We start from the raw sequence: 20,185 nt of genomic DNA, 5'->3' as shown, positions 1-20,185 counted from the left end.
GATGTCCCGGAACGCCCAGAGGGCGTGGACGGGCCAGCTCTCTCGCCCGACGGGCGCTTCGCGGGTAGTCAGTCGGACCGGCGTAGGAGCCGGTTACTCATCGCGATCGAACATCCGCTGCTGAGCGCGTTGTGCCGCTGGGCGGCCGAGCCTGGCGGCGGCCAGGCTCGGCCGCGCCGTCCGCCGCCGCGCCGTCGGCGAGCAGGCGGCAGCAGTACCGCGAACGCGGGACTACCTCTGGCTGGACGCGTCCGCGGACGGCACGGGCGGCTCGGGTGCCTTGCCCGCGGCCAGGGCGTCGTGGAACTGGGCCCAGGCGGGAGCCCAGCCGGTTTCCGGGTCGGTGATGCGAGCGACCAGGCGTTCGACGAAGTCCGCCTCAGTGGCCGCCTGAGCGAGGCGGTACTCCTCCTCGATCAGGAACAGCTCCAGCACGCCGGCGGCCAGCGCGTCGTCGACCATCTTCTGGATCTCGGCCCGCCGTTCGGCGAGACGATCCAGCCGCGCCCGAAGCAGGCTCACCGCGTCGTCCGGGTGCAACGCGCCGATCAGCGACAGCGCGGAGACGAAGCTCGGGTACTCGTGCTCGGGCTCCGCTACGAGCTCGCGCAGCCAGTCCCGCAGCTCGGCGCGGCCGGCGTCGGTGAGGCCGTAGACGGTGCGCTCAGGGCGCTGGCCCGCGCGCGTCGTCTCCACCTCGGTGATGAAGCCGGCCTTCGCGAGCTGCTGGACGACCATGTACAGCGAGCCGTGGTTGAACTTGATGCTGCGCGCGTCGCCGTTGTCCCGCAGCGTGCGGGAGAGCTCGTAGGGGTGCATCGGGGCCTGCGTCAGGTAGGCCAGGACGGCCAGCCCCAGCAGATTGCCGACCTTGCGCCGCGCCACCCGGTTCTCCTCCCGCCACTTCCGCCACCTCCATCCTGCCCTGTCCACCGGCGCGCCCTCGGCTGTTCGACTCCGACTATCCAGTATTGACTAGTCGAGGTCAACTATTTGAGAGAGCTGCCGGATGCGACCAGGCAGACGTGGCTGGAGTCGAGGTGGTTGACGTGCACCCGCCGGGCCGCGTCACCCGGGCGCGCCGAGGCCGCGCCTCGGGACCGTCCGCGCGGGGTCAGCCGGCCGCTTCGGCGAGGCGGCGGGCGTGGGCGCGGTGGTGGAGCCGGACCAGGTCCTCGACCTCGGACCGAAGGGCGAGGAAGGCGGAGTCGCGGCGGGTCGCGAGGTCGCGGCCGTCCGGGAGCCGCACGGGTATGTCCGCGACGACCCTGCCCGGGTCGCTGGCCAGGACGACGACCCGCTGGCCGAGGAAGACGGCCTCCTCGACGTCGTGGGTGACCATGAGGACGGTCGTGCCGGTGTCGGCCCAGACGCGGCGCAGGAAAAGCTGCATGTCCTCCTTGGTCTGCACGTCGAGCGCGCCGAACGGCTCGTCGAGCAGCACGACCCGCGGCTCGCAGGCGAGCGCCCGCGCGATGGCGACCCGCTGGCGCTGGCCGCCGGACAGCTGCCCGGGCAGCCGGTCGGCGTAGGGCTCCAGGCCGACCTCCCGCAGGAGCCAGGCGACACGGCGGCTCCGGTCGGCGCGGGAGAGCGGCAGCAACTCCAGGCCGAACGCGACGTTGGCCGCCGCCGTGCGCCAGGGGAACAGCGCGCCGGTCTGGCAGACGAGGCCACGCTCCGGGCCGGGGCCCACAACCGGCCCGCCGTCCAGGGTGACCTCGCCGGCGGTCGGGCGCAGCAGGCCGGCGACCAGGCGCAGCAGCGTCGACTTGCCCGAGCCGCTGGCGCCGACGATGCAGACGAACTCGCCGGGCTCGACGACCAAGTCGATGTCGGCGAGCGTCGGGACCGACGCCTCGCCCGGCGCGCCGCCCCTCCCGCGGCGGGGGCGGCCGCGCCTGCCCGCGCGGAAGTCCATGCCGACGCCGCGCAGCCGCAGCGCGCCGCCCGCCGCGCCGGGGCCGGCCGCGGGCTCGGGCGGCCCCGCGGACTTGCGCATCCCGACGGGTTCGGTCGCCCCGGCGGGGCCGAACTGGACGAAGGGCCCGGGCTGGGTCGTGGGTCCCGCGAAGCCGCCGCCCGCTGGCTGGGATGTGTCGCTCACGGCGCCCACCTTCCGACCTGGTCACGCAGGACGCGCAGCAGGATGTCGATCACGAGGCCGATCACGCCGATGACGACGAGCACCGCGAAGATCTTGTCGGTCTGCAGGAAGCGCTGGGCTCGGGTGATCCGGTAGCCGAGGCCCGAGGTGGCCGCGACGAGCTCGGCGACGACGACGAAGTTCCAGGCGGCGGCGGCGTTCACCCGCATCGCGTCGATCATTCCGGGCAGCGCGTACGGCAGGATGACCTTGCGGGCGATCTCGTGCTGGCGCGCCCCGAGCGTCGCCGACACCTCCAGCAGGTCGCGCGGGATCCGGCGGACGACGTCCGCCGTCATCAGCGTGTTGAAGAAGACGACGCCGATCACCAGCAGCGCGATCTTCGATGACTCACCCAGCCCCAGCCAGATGATCAGCAGGGGGATGAAGGCGCTCGCCGGCATGTAACGCAACAGGCCGATGACCGGCTCCAGCAGCGCCTGCGCCCAGCTCATCGACCCCATCGCGAACCCCAGCGGCACCGAGATCGCCACCGCGATGAGGAACCCGAGGCCGACCCTGCGCACGCTCGAGGCCGTGTCGGAGAACAGCTCGCCTGAGCGGGCCATGTCTGCCCCGGCCCTCGCCACCGCCGCGGGCGATGGCAGGAACGTGTCGTCGACGGCGCCCGAGGCGGACAGCACCACCCACACCACCAGCGGCACGGCGACCGACAGCGCCCGCAGCGCCCACCGCGTCGACGGCGACACGTCGTCACCCAGCTTGGGCAGCCGGCTCGGCCGCGCCGGGCGCCGCCGCGGCGGCGGGCCCCAGTCCCGCCCGCCCGCCGCGGGCCGGGCTGGACCTTCGGCGGGGGCTGTGGCGGGCGCCGGCGCCATCGCCGGCGGCGCCTCGGCGCCGCTCACGAGGCTCGCCCCGGACGGCGGTTCACGTAGCTCACGTCGGACCTGACTTTCTCCCTGGTCGGCTGCCGCCATCCGCCCGCGGGGACAGCACTCGGTCGGGCGCCGAGCGTCGTCCCCGCGGGCTTCCGGCGGTCCCTGACGGGCCTTGAGTGCCCTAGAGGGCCAAAGCGTGCGAAAATGATCTTCCTTCGCACACCGGCGGCCGTTGTCCCCAGGATCACTAAAGGGCTTGAGAGGCCTTGCGGGCCTACTTCACGGCCTTGATGAAGGTGTCGTCGAGCACGCCGTCGAGCGACGGGGCCTCGTCGACCAGCTTGGTGCTGACCAGGAAGTCGGAGATCTTCTTGGCCTGGAAGTCGAGGTTCGCGTCCGTCGAGCCCGGGGTGAACGCCGCGATGTTCTGGTCCAAGGTGAAGATCGTGGTGCCCTTGTCGTACGACTCGTAGTCCGCGACGGAGACGCCCGCGCGCTTGGCCATGATCGCGTAGGCCTCGGTCTTGTTCGCCTTGATCCAGTCGATCGTCTGGAACCAGGTGTTGACGAGGCCCTGCACGCCCTGCGGGTTCTCGGACACGAGTTTCTTCGAGACCACGAGATGGTCGGGAATGGCGCCGGGGAAGTCCGCCGAGGTCGCGATCGCCTTGCTGCCGGCGAGGCCGAGCGCGGTCGTGGTGAACGGCGCGAACACGCCGACCGCGTCGACCTGGCCGGCGACGAACGCCGCGGCGGCGGCATCGGTCAGCAGCGGGCTGAAGGTGATGTCCTTCTCCGTGAGGCCCGCCTTCGCCAGCGCGAGCAGCAGCAGATAGTGGTCGACGGTGCCCTGCTCGGCCGCGACCGTCTTGCCCTTCAGGTCGGCGACGCTGTTGATCCCGGGCTTGGCGATGATCTGGTCGTTTCCGGTGGAGTTGTCGTTCGTGAGGACAATGGTCTCCTCGGCGCCGCCGGCGACCGAGGCGAGCGTGTCGTTGAGTGTCTGGCTGTTCGCGTCGACGTTGCCGGTCGCGAGCGCGTTCAGGCTGTCGGTGTAGCTGTCGAAGTACTTCAGGTCGACCTTGACGCCGTTCTTCTCGAAGAAGCCTTTCTCCTGGGCGACCTGCCAGGGGAACCAGCCGGGCCAGGCGCTGAACGCGAGGGTGATCGGCTTGGCCGAGGAACCGCCGGACGGGGTGTCGGAGCTTTCGTCGGAGCCGCCGCAGGCCGCGGCGACCAGCGCCACCGAAAGAGCCGCCGCGCCGACGCCGAGCGCCCGTCGGCGGCGGGCCCGGCCAGCGGAGAAGGCGGAGATCCCGGAAACGGGCGGAACAGCGGAGCTGGCAGAGTCGGCGGAGGCGGCCAGGCGGCCGGAAGCGGAATGGCTGCGCCTACCCTGACCCAGCAGGCCGCGCAGGACGGTGCGAAACACGGACCGGTGTCCTTTCGAAGCAAGCGGACGTGCGGATACGGATCTGTTGTCGGACCGCGCCGCACAGGGCCGCGCGGCGGTGTCGAGGTCGCGTGCGATCGGAGGTCCGGAGCGGGGTCAGGCGGCCGGGCGGCGCTTGGGCAGGTGGCCGGCGCGCACCAGGCAGCCGAGGGTGTCGCAGATGACGCGGGCCGAGATCAGCGCGGTGATCTCGGCGTTGTCGTAGGGCGGCGAGCACTCGACGACCTCGATGCCGGCGAGCGGCTTCGCGTCCGCGATGAGCTGGATGAACTTCAGGACCTCGCGGGGCAGGAAGCCACCGGGCTCGGGCCAGCCGGTGCCGGGCACGAACGCGGCGTCGAGGCAGTCGACGTCGAACGACAGCCAGACCGCGTCGGTGCCGTCCCACGCCACCTCGAGCGCCCGTTCGGCCGCGGCCTCGATGCCCATCTCCACGCAGTCGGTGACCGTCATGATCGTGGTGCCGCGTTCCCGGCCGACCTTCACGCCGGGCCGGGGCGCCTGCCAGCCGCCGATGCCGATCTGCACCAGGTTCTTCGCCGGCACGTTCGGCAGGTCGGTGGCGTGGAACCAGGGGGTGGTGTGCATCCGCTCGTCGAGGTCGGTCTCCTGGGTGTCGACGTGGCGGTCGAAGTGGATGATGCCTAGCTTGCCGCCGTCCAGGTTCTCGGCGACGCCCTTGGTCGTCGGGTAGCCGATGGAGTGGTCGCCGCCGAGGACGACCGGGAAGGCGCCGGAGGCGTAGACGTGCGAGACGGCCTTCGTGATCTGGTCGAAGGTCTTCTCGATGTTGGCCGGAATGGTGAACACGTCGCCGACGTCGGCGATCGTGATGGACTCGCGCAGGTCGACGCCGAGCTCGAAGCTGTACGGGCCGTAGAGCGCGGAGATCTTCCGGATGCCCTGCGGGCCGAACCGGGTGCCCGGTCGGTAGGTCGTGCCGCCGTCGAACGGCGCGCCGAGCACGACGACGTCGTACTCGCCACACCTGCGCACGTCCTCGACGTACGGCGCCTTCAGGAACGTGTTGATGCCCGCGAAGTGCGGCAGCTCTCCCCGGGAGAACGTCGGGATGCGCCGGTCGACGATCGAGTCGGCGCCAGGCAGGCCGAACTCCAGCCCGCGCGCGATCTCCTCGTCCCATTTCGTCGTCGGCAGCGCCTCCTCGGCGGCGACGGCGTAACGGGCCTCGGGGCCGTAGTTCTCGTGCAACGCGTCGGTGGAAAAGCCCTCCGGGAGGTGGCGGTGCGGATGGCCGTGCCCATGGGAGTGGGACTGTGGATGACCCACGGAGCTCCTTATGGCGGAGCCCGGCTGGAGGCAGCCAGGCCTGGCTGGCCTCCCGGGCTTTTGTCCCGCCGTGGAACGGAGCGACCGCGTCGGCGTACCTTCGTCCGCCCGGACGCCGACCGGTCGCCCCGCCTCGCCTCTCGGTCCAGGCCCGCTCCCGCGACGGAACCCTAGGCGCGCCTCACCTGTGGTGGTGAGTCGAGATCAGCAAAGCCCTCCGGTGTCACCGAATCCGAACACCACTGTTGCGACTACGTGAACATCCCGGCCGCGCGCGGCCTCACGGCGGCCGCGCTGCCCCCTAGGCGTAGGGCGGGCGCAGGTCGAAGATGGTGCGGCGGACCTCGTCGATGGTCTGGTCGAGGTCGGAGATCGCGGCGGACAGCCGGCCGACGCCCGGCTCGGCGACAAGGCGGGTCAGCGACTGCAGCCGCAGGCCCACCGAGAACAACCGCTGGATGACGAGGTCGTGCAGCTCGCAGGCGATCCGGTCACGGTCCTCGAAGACCGCGAGGCGAGCACGGTCCTCCTGCATCTGCGCGAGCTCGACGGCGGCGGCGATGATGTTGGCCACCGACTGGACGAAGTGCGCCTCGTCCTTGGTGAACCACCGGCGGGTGCCACTGTGCGCGGCCAGCACGCCGAATGCCCGGCTGCCGACACCAATCGGCGCGCCGACGCTGGCCACCGCGCCGTCGCCCTGCAGCCAGCGCTCCGTCGCGATGTCGGAGTGGCCGGACAGGTCGTCGATGACGAGCGGCTGGCGGGACGAGAGCACCGTCCAGACGAACGAGCCGGGCGCGGCGGAGACCAGCCCGGCGTTCCAGGAGCCGCCGTGGCGGCCGTAGCAGGCGCGCACATGCGCCTGGACATCACCCGTCGGCCGCGCGCCGCCGCCTCCGACGTCGGCGATCCTGGCGACGCCCACGGCACCGCCGGGGCCGCCAGGGCCATCGGAGGCGGCCGCGGCGTCGTCGTGGGCTTCGCCGAACCCGGCGCGGCTGGCCCGGCCACCGGCCGGGGTGGCGAACTCGATGCACTCGACGAGGTCGCAGCGCTCGACGGCGAGCGTGGAGGCGACCAGCTCGACAGCCTCGATCAGCAGGGCGGGCACGTCGAGCGTGGTCAGCGCACGCTGGCCGAGGTAGGCCAGCGCCGCCTGCTGGCGCTCGGCGCGGCGCAGGTCGGTGATGTCGGAGAACACGACGGCGACCTGGGTATCACCGTCGTCGTGCATCGGGATCACGGTGGCGCGCAGCGAGCGCACCGGGCCCAGGGAGGCCCCCTGGAGCTCCCCCGCGGCGGGCCGCCCGGCGGCGGCGTCCTGGGTGGCGGCCGCGCGGGCCGGCAGCACGTCGAGGTCGCCGATCTGGGCCTGCCGGGTGCGGCGGGCCGTGGCGACAAGGCCCCACTCGCCGCCGAGCGCCGGGCCGCCGAGCGCCGCCGGACGCAGTTGCAGGGACAGCACGTCGACCGTGTCGCCGGACCGGGTCTGGGTGCCGACCAGCCGGTCGACCACGCGGGACGCGCGGCGCACCGTCAGGCCGGGGTCGTAGATCACAACGCCGACCGGTAGATCGTCGATCTTGCCACCGGTAGGCACGAGCTCCAGCAGCGCGCTCTGCTCGCCGGCCATCTCCGCGCCGAAGCGGGCGTCGGTGACGTCGATGATCGTGCCCATGTTGCCGACGACCTCGCCGGCGTCATCGCGCAGCACCCTCGCGCGGATCTGCACCCGGCGGTAGGTCCCGTCGGCGATGCGGTAGCGGGTCTCGTGATGGCAGTGGTCCGCTCCACCGACGACCACCGCCATGAACAGGGCGATGGTGTGCTCGATCTCCTCGGGGTGGACATAGGAGATGAACCGGTTTCCGAGGCTCTCGGCGATGCTGAACCCGGTCAGCCGGGTCCAGGCCGGGTTCAGGTAGGTCCAGCACCCTTCGGCGTCAGTACGGAACACGACCTCGGCGAGGGTGTCGAGCAGGTTCAGGGCGTCGAGCCCGGCCGCCATCGACGTGCGGGCGGCCGGCATGGTCGGGCCGTCCAGGACCGGGTGCCTCGCCGTCGGCGCGGGCGGCCCGGCCGCGGCCGACGGCCTCGGTGGGGGGACCGGCGTCACCGACGCGCCCGGGGCGGCGGGCTCCCGCCCGCGGGCGGGAGCCGGCGGGTATGGCCCGGCCTCTGGCCGTATCTGGGCGGGCGCGGGGGTTGGCTGGCCCGGCCGCGCCGTTCCGGTGCCGGCCAGGCCCGAGGTCGCCTCGGGCGGCGCCGGGGGGCGGATCGGCGAGAGGTGCCTGAGCGGCGCGGGCGTCGTCGAGCCGAACCCGCCGGGCACGACACCCATGCGGCCAGCGCCACCGGGCCGGGCGTCATCGCCGCGCCGGTTGTCCAGGCCCAGCTGGTCGCCGACGTGGCCGGGCTGATAGCCGCGGTCGTACTCGCCACCGCCGGGCCGGGCGCCCTCGGCCTGGCCACGGTAGGGGTCCGCGTCGCCGCCGGGCGGGTCCGCGCCAGGCTGGCCGCTGCCCGGGAGGCCGCCGCCCGCGTCCGCCATGGTGGCCTGCCAAGCGCCGAAACCGACGGCGGCGTTCGGTCCAGTAGCGTCGAGGCCGGCGTCCGGAGCGTGGCCCGCGCCCTCGCCGTAGCCGCGGCTGTCCGAGGACGCGCTTTCGGCGCCCGCGTGGTGGTCGGTTCTCGCGCCGTGGTCGTCATTCATGGGCCGGCACCGAGCCGCGCGCACCCTGCCCGGCGGGTGTCTCCACAGCCGCGCCGACCGTGTCGTCCGGCCAGCCCACGGCCTCGTCCGCCCGTTCGGCCTCGGCGCGCGCCACATCCGTCATGCCCACGCCATCCCCAGACTCCCCCTGGCCCCCGGCAAGGTCTCGGTCAGCACCCAGCGGCTCGTCCCCAGCCAGACGCCCACCCGACAGTGCGCGTCTCGATACCGTTCGACACCGTACGCGCTGACCCCGTTCCCGTCACGACGCGGGTGTGGATCCGTGCGGCACCACACCCGTTTCACACCTTAGGGCCGACGCGGCGGGACTTATCCCGGACTGGCGCGGGCGACGCGCCACCGGAGGCCCCACGGCCGCCGCCGGCTAGCCCAAAAGGGCATGGTACAACCCGGACGATCCTCTCTGTCAGCCGATTTCGCACCCACCTCCCCTCGACAGAACGGTAAGTACCGGACACGCATTCTCTATACAGATTGTTCTTTCTTCCGACACCCACGGACGACCCTTGGACACATTGATGTCACGGACCTGGTGGACATCACCTAGCCAGGTCCGGGGGCAGCCACCCTGCCCCACAACAATGCGTCGAAGAATCGGCGGCGTGATCCGCGAGTGGTCGCGGCCGAGACGCATTCTGGTGAAGGGTTCTCGGCCCTAGGGTGACGCCATGCCGTTCTCGACCAGGCGCGAGCGCCACATTCCAAAACACCGGGCGCCCGCGCGCCGGCCTGGCGCGCGAGCGTCAGCGGCCCTCGCTCTCGGAGTCACCATGGCCGCGACGGCGGCCCTCGGCGGCGGCCCCGCGCGGGCGGACACACCCGTGGAGCTCACCGGTGTCCCCGCGTACCGGCCGTCGCTGTCGGCGTGGTACACCCCGGGCCAGATCGACCACTGCCTGGGCGGAAACCCCGACTGCGTCCCCGTCACGGTCGCGCGGATGGACGCGATACTCAGCCAGCTCGCGGCGAGCTGCGACCACCGGGCGCCGTTCACACTCGCCTACCTGCGCACGACCCAGCAATACCAACAAGCCACCGTCACGCCCGGATTCTTCCAGGACCCGGCGTTCGTCAACGTCGAGGACGTGTTCTTCGCTTCCTATTTCTTCAGCGCTTACGACGACTGGAACGCGGGCAACACGCCCGCCGTGCCGCGGGCCTGGCAGGTGGCATTCTCGGCGGCGCGGAACGGGAGCGTCTCCGGGCTCGGCGACATCCTGCTCGGCATGAACGGCCACATCAACCGGGACCTGCCCTACGTGTTGGCCGGGCTTGGCCTGGTCGCGCCGGACGGGACGAGCCGCCACGAGGACCACGAGCGCGTCAACATCTTCCTCAACCAGGTCGCCGAGTCGATGCTCGACGAGGCCGCCGCGCGGTTCGACCCGACCATCAACGACCTGAAAAGCCCTTACGGCATTACCTACGCGGTGTTCATGCAGATCATCGCCGGCTGGCGGGAGGCCGCCTGGATCAATGCTTGGCGGCTGGTCAGCGCGTCGACTCCGGGGCAGCGCGCCCTGGTCGAGGCGTCCATCGAGCAGACGGCGGCCGTCATCGCCGTCACTCTGCGCACAGCGTTCCTCTACCTGCCGCCACAGACCGCCTTCCGCGACAGCTACTGCGCCAGCCATCACGGCTGAGGTGAGTTGTTGGGCACACGCCCGTCCGGCGGGGCCGGGAGCGGGAGATGATCGCTGGTGGTGACGGATACGCCGTGTACGGCCCGATCTGGAGGTCGCCGGGTGGGCGTGAAGGTGGGAGGAGAGCCGCGGTGAGGGCAGCGGCCCGGGAGTACCCGGAGACCAGGTTGCGGGTCGGGCCGATGGACCGGGGCGACGGCATGCGGGTGCCGATGGCGGTCGGGCCGTGGATGACGGCCCCCGGCGGCGAGCAGACCGTCGCCGCGCTCGGGGTCATCATCGACGACGCCATCGGCATCGAGGTCCACAACCAGCGGCCGGCGGGCACCCACTCGGTCACCACGGAGCTGTCGGTGGACGTCGTGTTCCCGCCGCCGTGGCCGGGCCCGGAGCTCGTGGCCACGTCGCGGCTGGCCGGCGCCGGGCCGGCGGACGGGGTGTCGCGCGGCGAGGTCCGCGACGGCGACGGGCGGGTGGTGGCGATCGCGAGCGGCCGCAGCCGGTTCGTCCCCGCGACCGGGATCCACGCCGGCGTCGCCGAGGTGGAGCGTGAGCCACCGGAGCGGATCGAGCCGGCGGACCACCGCACCATCCTCCAGGTGCTCGACATCGCGGACCTGGGGCGCTCGCTGATCCTGGGCTTCGGCGGCGACGCCGACCCGGGCCTGCGCCGGCCGCCGTCGGTCGGCGGCCCGAGTGCCGAGGCCTTCGTCCCCGCCCCGCGCCCGACCGCCGACGACTGGCCCGCGCAGGTCGCCGCGGCCGTCGCCCACAACGGGAAGGCCGCGGGTGCCGTCCTGGCCGGCGGCCCGGCGCCGTCCGCGACGCCCGCCCCGCCGACGACCGCCCAGCTGATCGTGCCGCCGCTGGAGGCGTTCGGGAACGGGAGCGGGACGATGCACGGCGGCCTGTTGTTCGCCGGCACGGACCTGGCCGCGGCGGGGCTCGCCGGCGCGCTGGGCCCGCGGGCCGCGGCGGACTACACGACCTCGCTGCGGATCAACCTGCTGCGCCCGGCCCTGCTCAGCGAGCCGGTGATCTTCACCGCCAGCGTCGTCAACCGCGGCCGCTCGGTGAGCGTCTACCGGGTCGTCTCCCACGGCTCCGCCGGCCGCCCCTACACCGTCGCCACCGTCACTCGCTCCAGCAGGCCCTGAGCAAGGCCGCCACGGCTCCCGTCAGCTGAGCGGGGCGATCTCGAGGTGCTTGACGCCGCCGGTGACGGCCAGCTCATAGCGGTCCTTCCCGAGGGCACCGGGCTGCGACCAGGTCCCCTGAGGGCCCAGGCGCCTGCCGTCGACGACGACCTGGCTCGCGCCGCCGCGCAGCCGCAGGTCGACGGGCACACCAGCCGGCCGCTCGACGCGCAGCGCCTTGACCCCACCGGTGATCGAGATGCGGGCCGACGGCCGGGGAGAGCCCAGGCGCAGCCGTAGGTTGTTCGCGCCGCCGGTCAGCGAGGCCGAGACGAGGGCGAGCCCGGCGGCGTCGACGACGAGGTGGTCGGCGCCGCCGCCGATGTCGATGGTCCAGGGGACGCGTGGGCTGAGCGTGAGCGTCGACGCCCGCCCGCCGGCCCGCCACAGCGACCGGTTCCGGCCGAACTGGATGCGCACCTCCGTCTCGTCCGGGCGGACCAGGACCTTGCTCGTCGGCCCGCCGCCGGGGAAGGTGCCCTGGTAGAGGCTGTCGCCGGGGAGGTCGTCCCCGCCACCGACGATCACCAGATGGCTGACCCCGCCGGTCAGGCGCAGCCGCGCCCGGGAGGCCACGCCGAGCGGCGCCCCCTGGGTGACAGGCGAGGCCGTGGTGCCCGGGCCGTCGCGCAGGGACTGCGTCTGGTCGCGCAGCATCTCGGTGGTCGCGGCCAGGAAGCGGGCGATGGTGCGCTGGTCGGCGGGGCTGAACGTGGACTGGATCGTCGCGGCGGCGTCGGTCATGGGCCCGAGGAGCACGTCGAGCGCGGCGACCCGTTCGGCGACCGCCGTCACGATGACCCGTCGCCGGTCGCCAGGGTCGGGCGCGCGGGTAAGGAAGCCGCGCCGTTCCAGGCCGTCGAGCACCTTGGTGATCGCGCCGGTCGTGAGCCGGGTGGCCGCCGAGAGCTGCCCGGCCAGGCGCGGGCTGGACCGCAGGATCGTGAGCACGGCGAGCTCGGTCGGCGTGAGGCGGGCGCGCACGCCGGCCGCCGCCTGGAACAGCTGCGCCGCCGACACCAGCTCGCGCAGCAGTGCGTCCAGGTCGCCGTCGCCGTCGACGGCACCGTCGACGGCACGGTCCCGCGCGCGGCCGGCGGTCACCGCCGGCCCCGAAAAAACCTTGACACCTTGGCCGTCACTCTCTCAGTATCGCATTGTCTTACTCACTCAGACAAGTTCTCACGCAGAGGAAACCGTCACCAGCCCCACGGTTCCGTTGGCACGGTCCGGCCGCCTCGCCCCGCTCGTCACGGCCCCGAACCTGTCGGTGGTGGCGGTCACGATGGCGTCGAGATCCTGGAGGGCGGCTGGGTCCCCACCCCGACGAACGGACGTCACATGATCGCCACCCATGCGCTGCGCCGGGAGTTCCGCCGGTCGAAGCGCGCCGAACCCGTCGTCGCCGTCGACGGGATCGACCTGAAGGTCGACCCTGGCGAGGTCTTCGGGCTGCTCGGTCCGAACGGCGCCGGCAAGTCGACCACGATGCGCATGCTCACGACCCTGCTGCCGCCGACCTCCGGTACCGCGATCGTCGCCGGCCACGACGTGGCGCGTGAACGGGCCGCGGTGCGGCGGCGGATCGGGTTCGTCGCCCAGGGCGGCGGCACCGACTCGGCCGAGACCGCGCGCGCCGAGCTCGTCATGCAGGGACGCGTGTTCGGCCTGTCGAAGGCCGACGCGCTCGCCCGGGCGGACGAGCTGCTGGGCCGGTTCAGCCTGACCGACGCGGCCGAGCGGCGCCTCGGCACCTGGTCGGGCGGCATGCGCCGCCGGCTCGACATCGCCATCGGGCTCGTCAACTCCCCCGAGCTGCTGCTGCTCGACGAGCCGACCACCGGGCTGGACCCGGCGAGCCGCGCCGAGGTGTGGGCCGAGATCCGCGCGGTCCGGGACGCGGGCACGACGATCCTGATCACCACCCACTACCTGGAGGAGGCCGACGAGCTCTGCGACCGGGTGGCGATCATCCACAAGGGCAAGGTCGCGCGGACCGGCCGCCCGGACGAGCTGAAGAGCCAGGTCGCCGGGGACGGCATCGTCGTCACCCTCCCCGCGGGCAGGCCCGAGGCGGTCGCCCCGGTGGTCCGCGAGCAGCCGTGGTGCCGCGGCGTAGACGAGGTCGACGCGAAGACGCTGCGCGTCTACGTCGACGACGGCTCCCGCGCCGTCACCGACCTGCTGCGCCTGCTCGACAGCCTGTCGACCCCGGTCATCACGCTGACGCTGACCCGCCCGAGCCTCGACGACGTCTTCCTCACCGCCACCGGCCACCCGCTGGCCACCGCCGGCATTTAGTCGCCGCCCTCGCCCCCGAAAGGGAAGCCGTCCATGCGCTTCTTCTCCGACGTCCAGCTCACCTATGCCCGCGCATGCCGCGCGGTGCTGCGGGAGCCGAGCTGGATCATCATCGGGCTCGCCCAGCCCCTGTTCTACCTCTACCTGTTCGGCCCGATGCTCGACAACAGCGGGGTCACCCGCGGCTGGCCGGCGGGAACCAGCAGCTGGGACGTGTTCATCCCCGGCCTGCTGGTGCAGCTCGTCCTCTTCAACTGCGCGTTCAACGGGTTCGCGCTGCTGTCCGAGATGCGCCAGGGCGTGCTGGAACGGCTCTCGGTGACGCCGATCAGCCGGCTCGCGCTGCTGCTCGGCCGCGCCGGCCGGGATGCGACGCTCGTCATCATCCAGGGCGGGATCCTCGTCGGCCTCGCCATCCCACTCGGGCTGCACATCCACGCCGGAATGATCATCGCCGCCCTGGTGCTGCTGGCGCTCGGCGTCGGCCTGTCCTGCCTCGGCTACGGCCTCGCGCTCATCCTGCGCAGCGAGGACGCCCTCGCCCCGGTGGTCCAGGGCGTGTCGCTGCCGGTACTGCTGCTGTCCGGGGTGCTCCTGCCGCTCACGCTCGCGCCGGGCTGGCTGGACGACACCGCCGAGGCCAACCCGCTGCGGCACACAGTCGATGCCGTCCGCGCCCTGATGCTCGGCTCCGGCAGCGCCTGGCTCGGCATCGTCGTCACCCTCGCCCTCAGCGTCCTGCTCGTGGTCTTCGGCACCCGCCGCTTCAGCAACACCGAGGACATGCGCATCACCTGACCCCGCGGCGGCTGGCACCGGCGCCCGCCACCGCGCCCGCGCCGAGCGTCGGCTGGGCGACAGTCCGGCCCGGAGGCAGGGCGGGGGCGAGCGACGATGGGCGGGTGGACATCTTGGCGCGTGCGCGGGTCACCCGGCGGCCCCGGCTCACGCGGGTGAGGCTCGCGGGGGCGAGGCTGGTGGCTGTCGGGCTGGTGGTAGCCGGGCTGGTGGGAATCGCGGGGTGCGGTGGCGGCTCACCGGCGGCCGTCGGTACCGGCGGGGGCTCGGTGCCCGCGCAGCTGCGGTTCGACGCCGCGACGGTCGATGGAGGGCGGCTCTCGGGGGCGTCGCTCGCCGGGCGGCCGGCGGTGCTGTGGTTCTGGGCGCCGTGGTGCCCGATCTGCCGGGGCGAGGCGCCGGAGATCGCCAGGGCGCAGAAGAAGTTCGGCGACAAGGTCCAGTTCGTCGGCATCGCCGGGCTCGGGACCGTCGCGGAGATGCGGAAGTTCGTCGCCGACACGGGGCTCGGCACATTCCCACACGCGGTCGACGACCACGGCGCGCTGTGGGCCTCGTTCGGCGTCGACGAGCAGCCCGCGCTGTCGTTCATCACCGCCGACGGACAGGTCAAGACTCTTCAGGGCCTGCTGTCGGAGGCCGAGCTGAACATGTACACGGAGCGGCTGGTGACGAGCTGACCGACGCCAGCCGACGACCGTCCGCCAGGCTGACGGGCACGAGCTGATGGCCGGGACGCCGTACGCGCTCGCGTTGACGGCCGGCATGGTCGCCGCGGTGAACCCCTGCGGCTTCGCGCTGCTGCCCGGCTATGTCTCGCTGGTCGTCGTCGACCACACCCGGCCGGCCCGCCTCGGGGCGCTGCGGCGGGCCGCCGGGATGACGATGGCGATGACCGGCGGGTTCGTCCTGGTGTTCGGCCTGTTCGGACTGGTAGTGACGCCGCTGGCGCTGTCGGTCGGACGGTGGCTGCCGTGGGTGACCATCGTCGTCGGGATCGGGCTGGTCGCGCTCGGCGTCGCCATGGCCGCCGGGCGCGAGACGTGGGTGCGGCTACCGAAGCCGCGTTCGGCGCGGGTCGACGGGACCGTCTGGTCGACCGCGCTGTACGGGGTGTCGTACGCGCTGGCCTCGCTGTCCTGCACCGTAGGGCCGTTTCTCGCCGTGACGACGTCGACCTTCTCGTCGGCGAGCCTGGCCGCGGGCGTGGCCGTTTTCGTCGTGTACGCCGCCGGGATGGGCCTGGTCGTCGGCGTCGTCACCGTCGCCGCCGCGCTCGCCCGCGACAGCGTCACCCGCCGGCTGCGCCGCGCCCAGGCCTACGCCGGCCGGGCCGGCGGCGCGCTGCTCGTCGCCGCCGGCTGCTACGTCATCTACTACGGCGTCTACGAGCTGCGGGTGTTCGGCGGCGCCGACGCCGCCGACCCCGTGGTCCGCGCCGCGACCCGCCTGCAGGGCACGCTCGCCGACTGGGTCCGCGCAGCGGGCGCAACCGCCCTGCTCGCCATCCTGATCGCCCTGCTCGCGCTTGCCGTCGGGCTGGCCGTCGCGGCGCGGCGACCATGGGCCCGCGACCGCCGCTCCGGGCCTCCGCCGGCCACCTGAGCCTGGATGCTCCGATCCGATTGTCAGGCCGTTTCGGCGGATCTGTAACGACAGTCGACCGGCGGTAGTCGTCGGTGGGCGGACTGGTCGCCCGCCGACGGTTCGGCGGTGTCGTGGGTGGCGGCGACGAGGCAGTCGATATTCGAGTGGAATCGGCGTCCTCGACCCCAATATTGCCTGCCTCGTCGCCGCTTCCCGCAGGCAGATGCCGACGCCGCGGGGAGTCCCAGATCGCGTTCGTGTCGTTCACACCGTCTGACATGACACCACCCGGCCACCTAACGTCTAGAGGGCCAAAGGGCGTGCGAAAATGATCTTCCTTCGCACGCCCGGCGGCCGTTGTCCCCAGGATCACTGACGGGACACAGCGGGGGCGGGAACTGGGAGGCGGACCGTGGGTGTGACGCTCGCCGAGCTCGCCGAGCTCGTGGACGCGCTGCCGGCGGGTGTCGTGGCGACGGATCCCGACCTGCTGGACAAGTACCGGCGGGACCGGGCGGCGGATCCCGACGCCGGGATTCCGCTCGCCGCGGTGCGGGCGGAGTCGACCGAACAGGTGCAGGTGGCGGTCCGCTGGGCGGCGCGGCACCGGGTGCCGGTGGTGCCACGCGGCACCGGCACCGGCCTGTCCGGCGGGTCGACGGCCGTGACCGGCGGCATCGTGCTCTCGACGGAGCGGATGCGGGCGGTCCACGTCGACCCGGTGACGAGGATCGCGGTCGCCCAGCCCGGGGCGCTGAACGCCGAGGTGAAGGGGGCGGCCGCCGAGCACGGGCTGTGGTACCCGCCGGACCCGTCGTCGTTCGAGATCTGCTCGATCGGCGGCAACGTGGCGACCAACGCGGGCGGCCTGTGCTGCGTGAAGTACGGGGTGACGACCGACTACGTGCTCGGCCTGCGGGTGGTGCTCGCCGATGGCACGGCGGTCCGGCTCGGCGGGCCGCGGCTCAAGGACGTCGCCGGCCTGTCGCTGACCAAGCTGTTCGTCGGCAGCGAGGGCACGCTCGGGATCATCACCGAGGCGACCCTGCGGCTGATGCCCGCTCAGCCGCCGGCGAGCACGCTGGTCGCGAGCTTCCCGACCATGGCGGCGGCCACGGCCGCGGTCCTGTCGATCACCTCGGCGCTGCGCCCGGCGATGCTCGAGCTCATGGACCGGACGTCGATCAACGCGGTCGAGGACATGCTGACCATGGGCCTGGACCGCGGCGCCGCGGCGCTGCTGCTCGCCCGCACGGACGCCCCCCACCGGGCCGGCGAGGAGGAGCTGCGGGCCATGGTCGCCGCGTGCGAGGCCGCCGGGGCGAGTGAGGTGCTCGCCACCGACGACCCGGACGAGGGCGAGGCGTTCGTCGTCGCCCGCCGCTGCGCGATCACGGCAATCGAGCGGCTCGGCCCGGTGCTGCTGGAGGACGTGGGTGTCCCGCTGCCCCGGCTGCCGGAGCTGGTGACGGGCGTCGAGGCGATCGCGGCAGCCCGCGACGTCACGATCGCGGTCGTCGCGCACGCCGGCGACGGCAACACCCACCCGCTGATCGTCGTCGACCCCGCCGACGCCGCCGCGGCCGAGCGGGCCTGGCTCGCGTTCGGCGAGGTGATGGACCTGGCGATCAGCCTCGACGGCACCATCACCGGCGAGCACGGCGTCGGCCGGCTCAAGCGGTCGTGGCTGCTCCCCCAGGTCGGCCAGGACGTCCTCGACCTGTCGCTGCGCATCAAGCAGGCCCTCGACCCGCTCGGCATCCTCAACCCCGGCGCCGTCTTCGCGCCCAGCGGGCTTCCATAGCGGGCAGACTCCGCCGAAGGCAAAGCCTCCGGGTCAAACGGTTTCCTGGCGAGCACGGAGCTGGGAGAATCGCGGAAGTGATCTCCGAGCTGCCGTTCGTCGACGAGCACGCGACGGTCGTCGACGCCGCCGCCGAGGACGTCTGGCTGGCGCTCGCCGAACGGCTGGACCGGTCGTTCGGCGGCGCGGGCGCGCAACGTTATGCCCGCGCGGTCGGCTGCGCCGAGTGCGCGCCGTCCGGGCCGCGGCCGCTCGCCACCGGGTCGACGATCGTCGGCTTCCGGGTTGTCGCGGCCGAGCCGGGCTCCCGGCTGATGCTCGCCGGGCGCCACCGCTTCTCCGACTACACCCTCATCTTCCGGCTCGACGACGCCGGCGGGGGCCGCACCCGGTTGCGCGCCGAGACCAGGGCCGCCTTCCCTGGCATACTCGGCCGCACCTACCGGCTGCTCGTCATCGGTAGTGGCGGCCACGTCGCCGGCCTGCGCCGCCTGCTCGCGGCCACCCGTCGCCAGGCCGAACACACCGGCCTGTCCGACGGGCCCACCGCGCAGATCGACTAGCGCCGGTGGTCCGCAGAACCCCGTTGGTCCGCACACCAACGCGCTCCAGGTCAGCCGGGGCTGGCCTGGAGCGGGTCGGGCGGAGCCGGATGCCGCGAGCGCTCAGGCGTCGAGGCTGATACCCAGGGCCGTCTCCATGCTGGCGTGGCGGTGGTGCAGGCCGGGCTCGTTGCGGCCGAAGACGAGCTGAGGACGCCCGCCGGACGCCATGTTGGCCTGGGCCTTCGCGGCCAGCGGGTAGTCCTCGTCGCGGACGCTGGCGTGGGCGTACTCGAAGATGTCGTCCGCGCCCGCGCGGCCCGCCTCGTCGGAGACGTCGAGGGTGGTGGCGTTCTGGTGAACGGTCACCGAGTTGCCGGCCCCGCTGCCCGGGTAGACGCGGAAGATCTCACCGTTGATGAACGTCACCGACATGACGATGTTCGGGAAGATCGCATAGATAACCACGAAGTAGTGCAGTGGCTCCCATTCGCTCTCCGGTTTGTCTGCGAGCTCGGTGATGTTCTGCATCGGGAAGATCAACCGGTGGTGCGGACCATAGGTGTCGAACAGCGCGCAGTTGCCGCGGACCAGCAGCGCGAACGTGTTCTTGTGCACCGTCGGGAAGTGGTAGTTCTCGCCGAACGTGTCCAGCGCGAGCTTCCAGTTCACCGGCGCGTCGAGGACCTTCTCGCCGACCGAGTTCCAGTCTCCGATTCCCCAGGACGCAAGCTCCGGGCCGAGCTCGCCGAGGTGGCCCTCGATGTCCAGCGGGCCGCCGTCCGGGTCGAGGCCGACCCACAGGAAGCCGGCGTGGTCGGCGGCCGGCAGCTCGGTGAGGCCGGGCTTGTTCGCCATCACCGCCGGGAAGCCGTCCCGGCCGGGGCAGGTGACCAGCGCGCCCTTGTTGTTGTAGCTCCACGCGTGGTACGGGCAGGTGAACCGCTCGGCCTCGCCGCAGTCCTCGGCGACCTTGGCCTGCCGGTGCGCGCAGATGTTCTGGAACGCGCGGACGGTGCCTTCGTCGTCGCGGGTGAGCAGCACCGGGACGTCCATCACCGTCTTGGTGGTGTACGTACCCGGACCGGGCAGTTCGGAGCGGTAGCCGACCAGCTGCGGGGAGCTGCGCACGAATTCGCGCTCGCGCTCGAAAAGCTCCTGGCTGGTGTAGATCGCGGCCGGAAGGATGCGCTCGCCGGGCATCATGTCCGTCGTTTTGTCCATTGCGATCTTCAGGGCTCGCCGCGTGATGTCGATGAGCTCGTTGCGGTCGATCGGAAGCCTCCCTGGCGCGGCGATGATGAATTCGTGATCAGCGAGCGATCATGACCGCCGACGCCGTCGGCGAGCCTGCCGGCGTTTCGCGGCGGCACCTTTGCCCCCCTACGCCCTACCTTAACGCCAGGTCATACGCCCAGCTTGACCGGCATCGGACACATCGTCCCCGGCCCATCGGCCGTCCCCGCCGGGCCGACCGGCCCACCAGCGCTCCCCGCCGGCGGCCCGGTCACCTCACCAGGGCACCTGCGCCCGAAGCGGACCCGCCCGCGGCCCGGCTCCGGGCCCGATCCGGGCGCCCTGTCGCTCACCCGACATGGCCCCCGAGCTACCCCAGGTTCCCCTCCCGACCGCGAGAAAAGTCACCACGCCGACCGGCCGGGGCCTGGACCCGACGATCTCCACCGCCGACCTGACGCACCCGACCCAGATGATCACGGGCAGTCGATAGGCGAACTGCGCGGGCACCCAGCAGGCGCCCATCCGACCGGGCGGGGAACTCGCTCGCCGCCGCCGGCGTCGCCAGGGCGGTGCCGGTCGACGGCCGGCACCGGTCCCGCCGCCGTCACGC

At 72.8% G+C, this 20,185-nt stretch carries 17 protein-coding genes; 8 read left to right on the top strand and 9 right to left on the bottom strand.

What is annotated here, in order from left to right; genetic code table 11:
- Positions 1–231: 231 nt before the first annotated feature.
- The 7 genes from BCD48_RS21925 to BCD48_RS54970 form a co-directional block, all read right to left on the bottom strand.
- Positions 232–885 (bottom strand): PadR family transcriptional regulator, encoded by a 654-nt coding sequence (locus tag BCD48_RS21925; protein WP_071050261.1) that lies wholly within the window; start codon positions 883–885, stop codon positions 232–234.
- 229 nt (positions 886–1,114) lie between these two features.
- Complete coding sequence (locus BCD48_RS21920) at positions 1,115–2,107, bottom strand: ABC transporter ATP-binding protein (RefSeq protein ID WP_198543343.1); 993 nt, start codon at positions 2,105–2,107, stop codon at positions 1,115–1,117.
- Complete coding sequence (locus BCD48_RS21915; RefSeq protein ID WP_083419014.1) at positions 2,104–3,012, bottom strand: ABC transporter permease; 909 nt, start codon at positions 3,010–3,012, stop codon at positions 2,104–2,106. Before BCD48_RS21915 ends, BCD48_RS21920 begins: the two co-directional genes overlap by 4 nt.
- Positions 3,013–3,259: 247 nt before the next feature.
- Positions 3,260–4,417, bottom strand: a complete 1,158-nt coding sequence (locus BCD48_RS21910; protein ID WP_116271616.1) for an ABC transporter substrate-binding protein — start codon at positions 4,415–4,417, stop codon at positions 3,260–3,262.
- A 117-nt stretch (positions 4,418–4,534) separates the two neighbouring features.
- Positions 4,535–5,728, bottom strand: coding sequence for an agmatinase family protein (locus BCD48_RS21905; RefSeq protein WP_116271615.1), 1,194 nt, complete (start codon positions 5,726–5,728; stop codon positions 4,535–4,537).
- A gap of 301 nt (positions 5,729–6,029) precedes the next feature.
- Positions 6,030–8,444: a sensor histidine kinase gene (locus BCD48_RS21900; RefSeq protein ID WP_312629529.1), complete on the bottom strand. Its 2,415-nt coding sequence runs from the start codon at positions 8,442–8,444 to the stop codon at positions 6,030–6,032.
- Positions 8,437–8,568 carry a hypothetical protein gene (locus tag BCD48_RS54970; RefSeq protein WP_274536563.1) on the bottom strand — a complete coding sequence of 44 codons (132 nt, stop codon included), beginning with the start codon at positions 8,566–8,568 and terminating at the stop codon, positions 8,437–8,439. The genes BCD48_RS21900 and BCD48_RS54970 overlap by 8 nt, the downstream gene beginning before the upstream one ends.
- 667 nt (positions 8,569–9,235) lie before the next feature.
- Here BCD48_RS54970 and BCD48_RS21895 point away from each other — a divergent pair.
- Both BCD48_RS21895 and BCD48_RS21890 read left to right on the top strand, forming a co-directional pair.
- The gene (locus BCD48_RS21895) at positions 9,236–10,108 is read left to right on the top strand and encodes a DUF5995 family protein (protein ID WP_071050260.1); all 873 of its coding nucleotides are present in this window, start codon (positions 9,236–9,238) and stop codon (positions 10,106–10,108) included.
- 131 nt (positions 10,109–10,239) lie between these two features.
- On the top strand, positions 10,240–11,265 hold the full coding sequence (locus BCD48_RS21890; protein ID WP_083419012.1) for a PaaI family thioesterase: 1,026 nt from the start codon (positions 10,240–10,242) through the stop codon (positions 11,263–11,265).
- A gap of 21 nt (positions 11,266–11,286) precedes the next feature.
- Here BCD48_RS21890 and BCD48_RS21885 read toward each other — a convergent pair whose 3' ends face one another.
- Positions 11,287–12,408: a MarR family winged helix-turn-helix transcriptional regulator gene (locus BCD48_RS21885; RefSeq protein WP_071050259.1), complete on the bottom strand. Its 1,122-nt coding sequence runs from the start codon at positions 12,406–12,408 to the stop codon at positions 11,287–11,289.
- 237 nt (positions 12,409–12,645) lie between these two features.
- Between BCD48_RS21885 and BCD48_RS21880 the strand changes: the two genes are divergently transcribed.
- The 6 genes from BCD48_RS21880 (at position 12,646) to BCD48_RS21855 (ending at position 18,357) form a co-directional block, all read left to right on the top strand.
- Positions 12,646–13,605, top strand: coding sequence for an ATP-binding cassette domain-containing protein (locus tag BCD48_RS21880; protein ID WP_071050258.1), 960 nt, complete (start codon positions 12,646–12,648; stop codon positions 13,603–13,605).
- A 33-nt stretch (positions 13,606–13,638) separates the two neighbouring features.
- A complete protein-coding gene (locus BCD48_RS21875; protein ID WP_071050257.1) occupies positions 13,639–14,403 on the top strand; it encodes an ABC transporter permease in 765 nt (254 codons plus the stop codon).
- A 104-nt stretch (positions 14,404–14,507) separates the two neighbouring features.
- Positions 14,508–15,083, top strand: a complete 576-nt coding sequence (locus BCD48_RS21870) for a redoxin domain-containing protein (protein WP_198543342.1) — start codon at positions 14,508–14,510, stop codon at positions 15,081–15,083.
- Between the two features lie 46 nt (positions 15,084–15,129).
- Positions 15,130–16,008 (top strand): cytochrome c biogenesis CcdA family protein, encoded by an 879-nt coding sequence (locus BCD48_RS21865; protein WP_071050256.1) that lies wholly within the window; start codon positions 15,130–15,132, stop codon positions 16,006–16,008.
- 394 nt (positions 16,009–16,402) lie between these two features.
- The gene (locus BCD48_RS21860) at positions 16,403–17,794 is read left to right on the top strand and encodes an FAD-binding oxidoreductase (protein ID WP_071050255.1); all 1,392 of its coding nucleotides are present in this window, start codon (positions 16,403–16,405) and stop codon (positions 17,792–17,794) included.
- Between the two features lie 77 nt (positions 17,795–17,871).
- Positions 17,872–18,357: an SRPBCC family protein gene (locus BCD48_RS21855; RefSeq protein WP_071050254.1), complete on the top strand. Its 486-nt coding sequence runs from the start codon at positions 17,872–17,874 to the stop codon at positions 18,355–18,357.
- 102 nt (positions 18,358–18,459) lie between these two features.
- Here the strand turns inward: BCD48_RS21855 and BCD48_RS21850 are convergent, their stop codons facing one another.
- Positions 18,460–19,560 (bottom strand): aromatic ring-hydroxylating oxygenase subunit alpha, encoded by a 1,101-nt coding sequence (locus BCD48_RS21850; protein WP_116271614.1) that lies wholly within the window; start codon positions 19,558–19,560, stop codon positions 18,460–18,462.
- Positions 19,561–20,185 lie beyond the last annotated feature (625 nt).

The sequence above is a fragment of the Pseudofrankia coriaricola genome, from assembly GCF_001854805.1.
GTDB lineage: Bacteria > Actinomycetota > Actinomycetes > Frankiales > Frankiaceae > Pseudofrankia.
The sequence above is the reverse complement of the archived record's forward strand: the minus strand, read 5'-3'. Positions and strand labels throughout refer to the sequence as shown.

Coding starts and splice junctions, on each gene's coding strand:
- BCD48_RS21900 (WP_312629529.1), bottom strand. CDS start 8,444: ATGAATGACGACCACGGCGCGAGAACCGACCACCACGCGGGCGCCGAA.
- BCD48_RS54970 (WP_274536563.1), bottom strand. CDS start 8,568: ATGACGGATGTGGCGCGCGCCGAGGCCGAACGGGCGGACGAGGCCGTG.
- BCD48_RS21895 (WP_071050260.1), top strand. CDS start 9,236: ATGGCCGCGACGGCGGCCCTCGGCGGCGGCCCCGCGCGGGCGGACACA.
- BCD48_RS21880 (WP_071050258.1), top strand. CDS start 12,646: ATGATCGCCACCCATGCGCTGCGCCGGGAGTTCCGCCGGTCGAAGCGC.
- BCD48_RS21875 (WP_071050257.1), top strand. CDS start 13,639: ATGCGCTTCTTCTCCGACGTCCAGCTCACCTATGCCCGCGCATGCCGC.
- BCD48_RS21865 (WP_071050256.1), top strand. CDS start 15,130: ATGGCCGGGACGCCGTACGCGCTCGCGTTGACGGCCGGCATGGTCGCC.
- BCD48_RS21850 (WP_116271614.1), bottom strand. CDS start 19,560: ATGGACAAAACGACGGACATGATGCCCGGCGAGCGCATCCTTCCGGCC.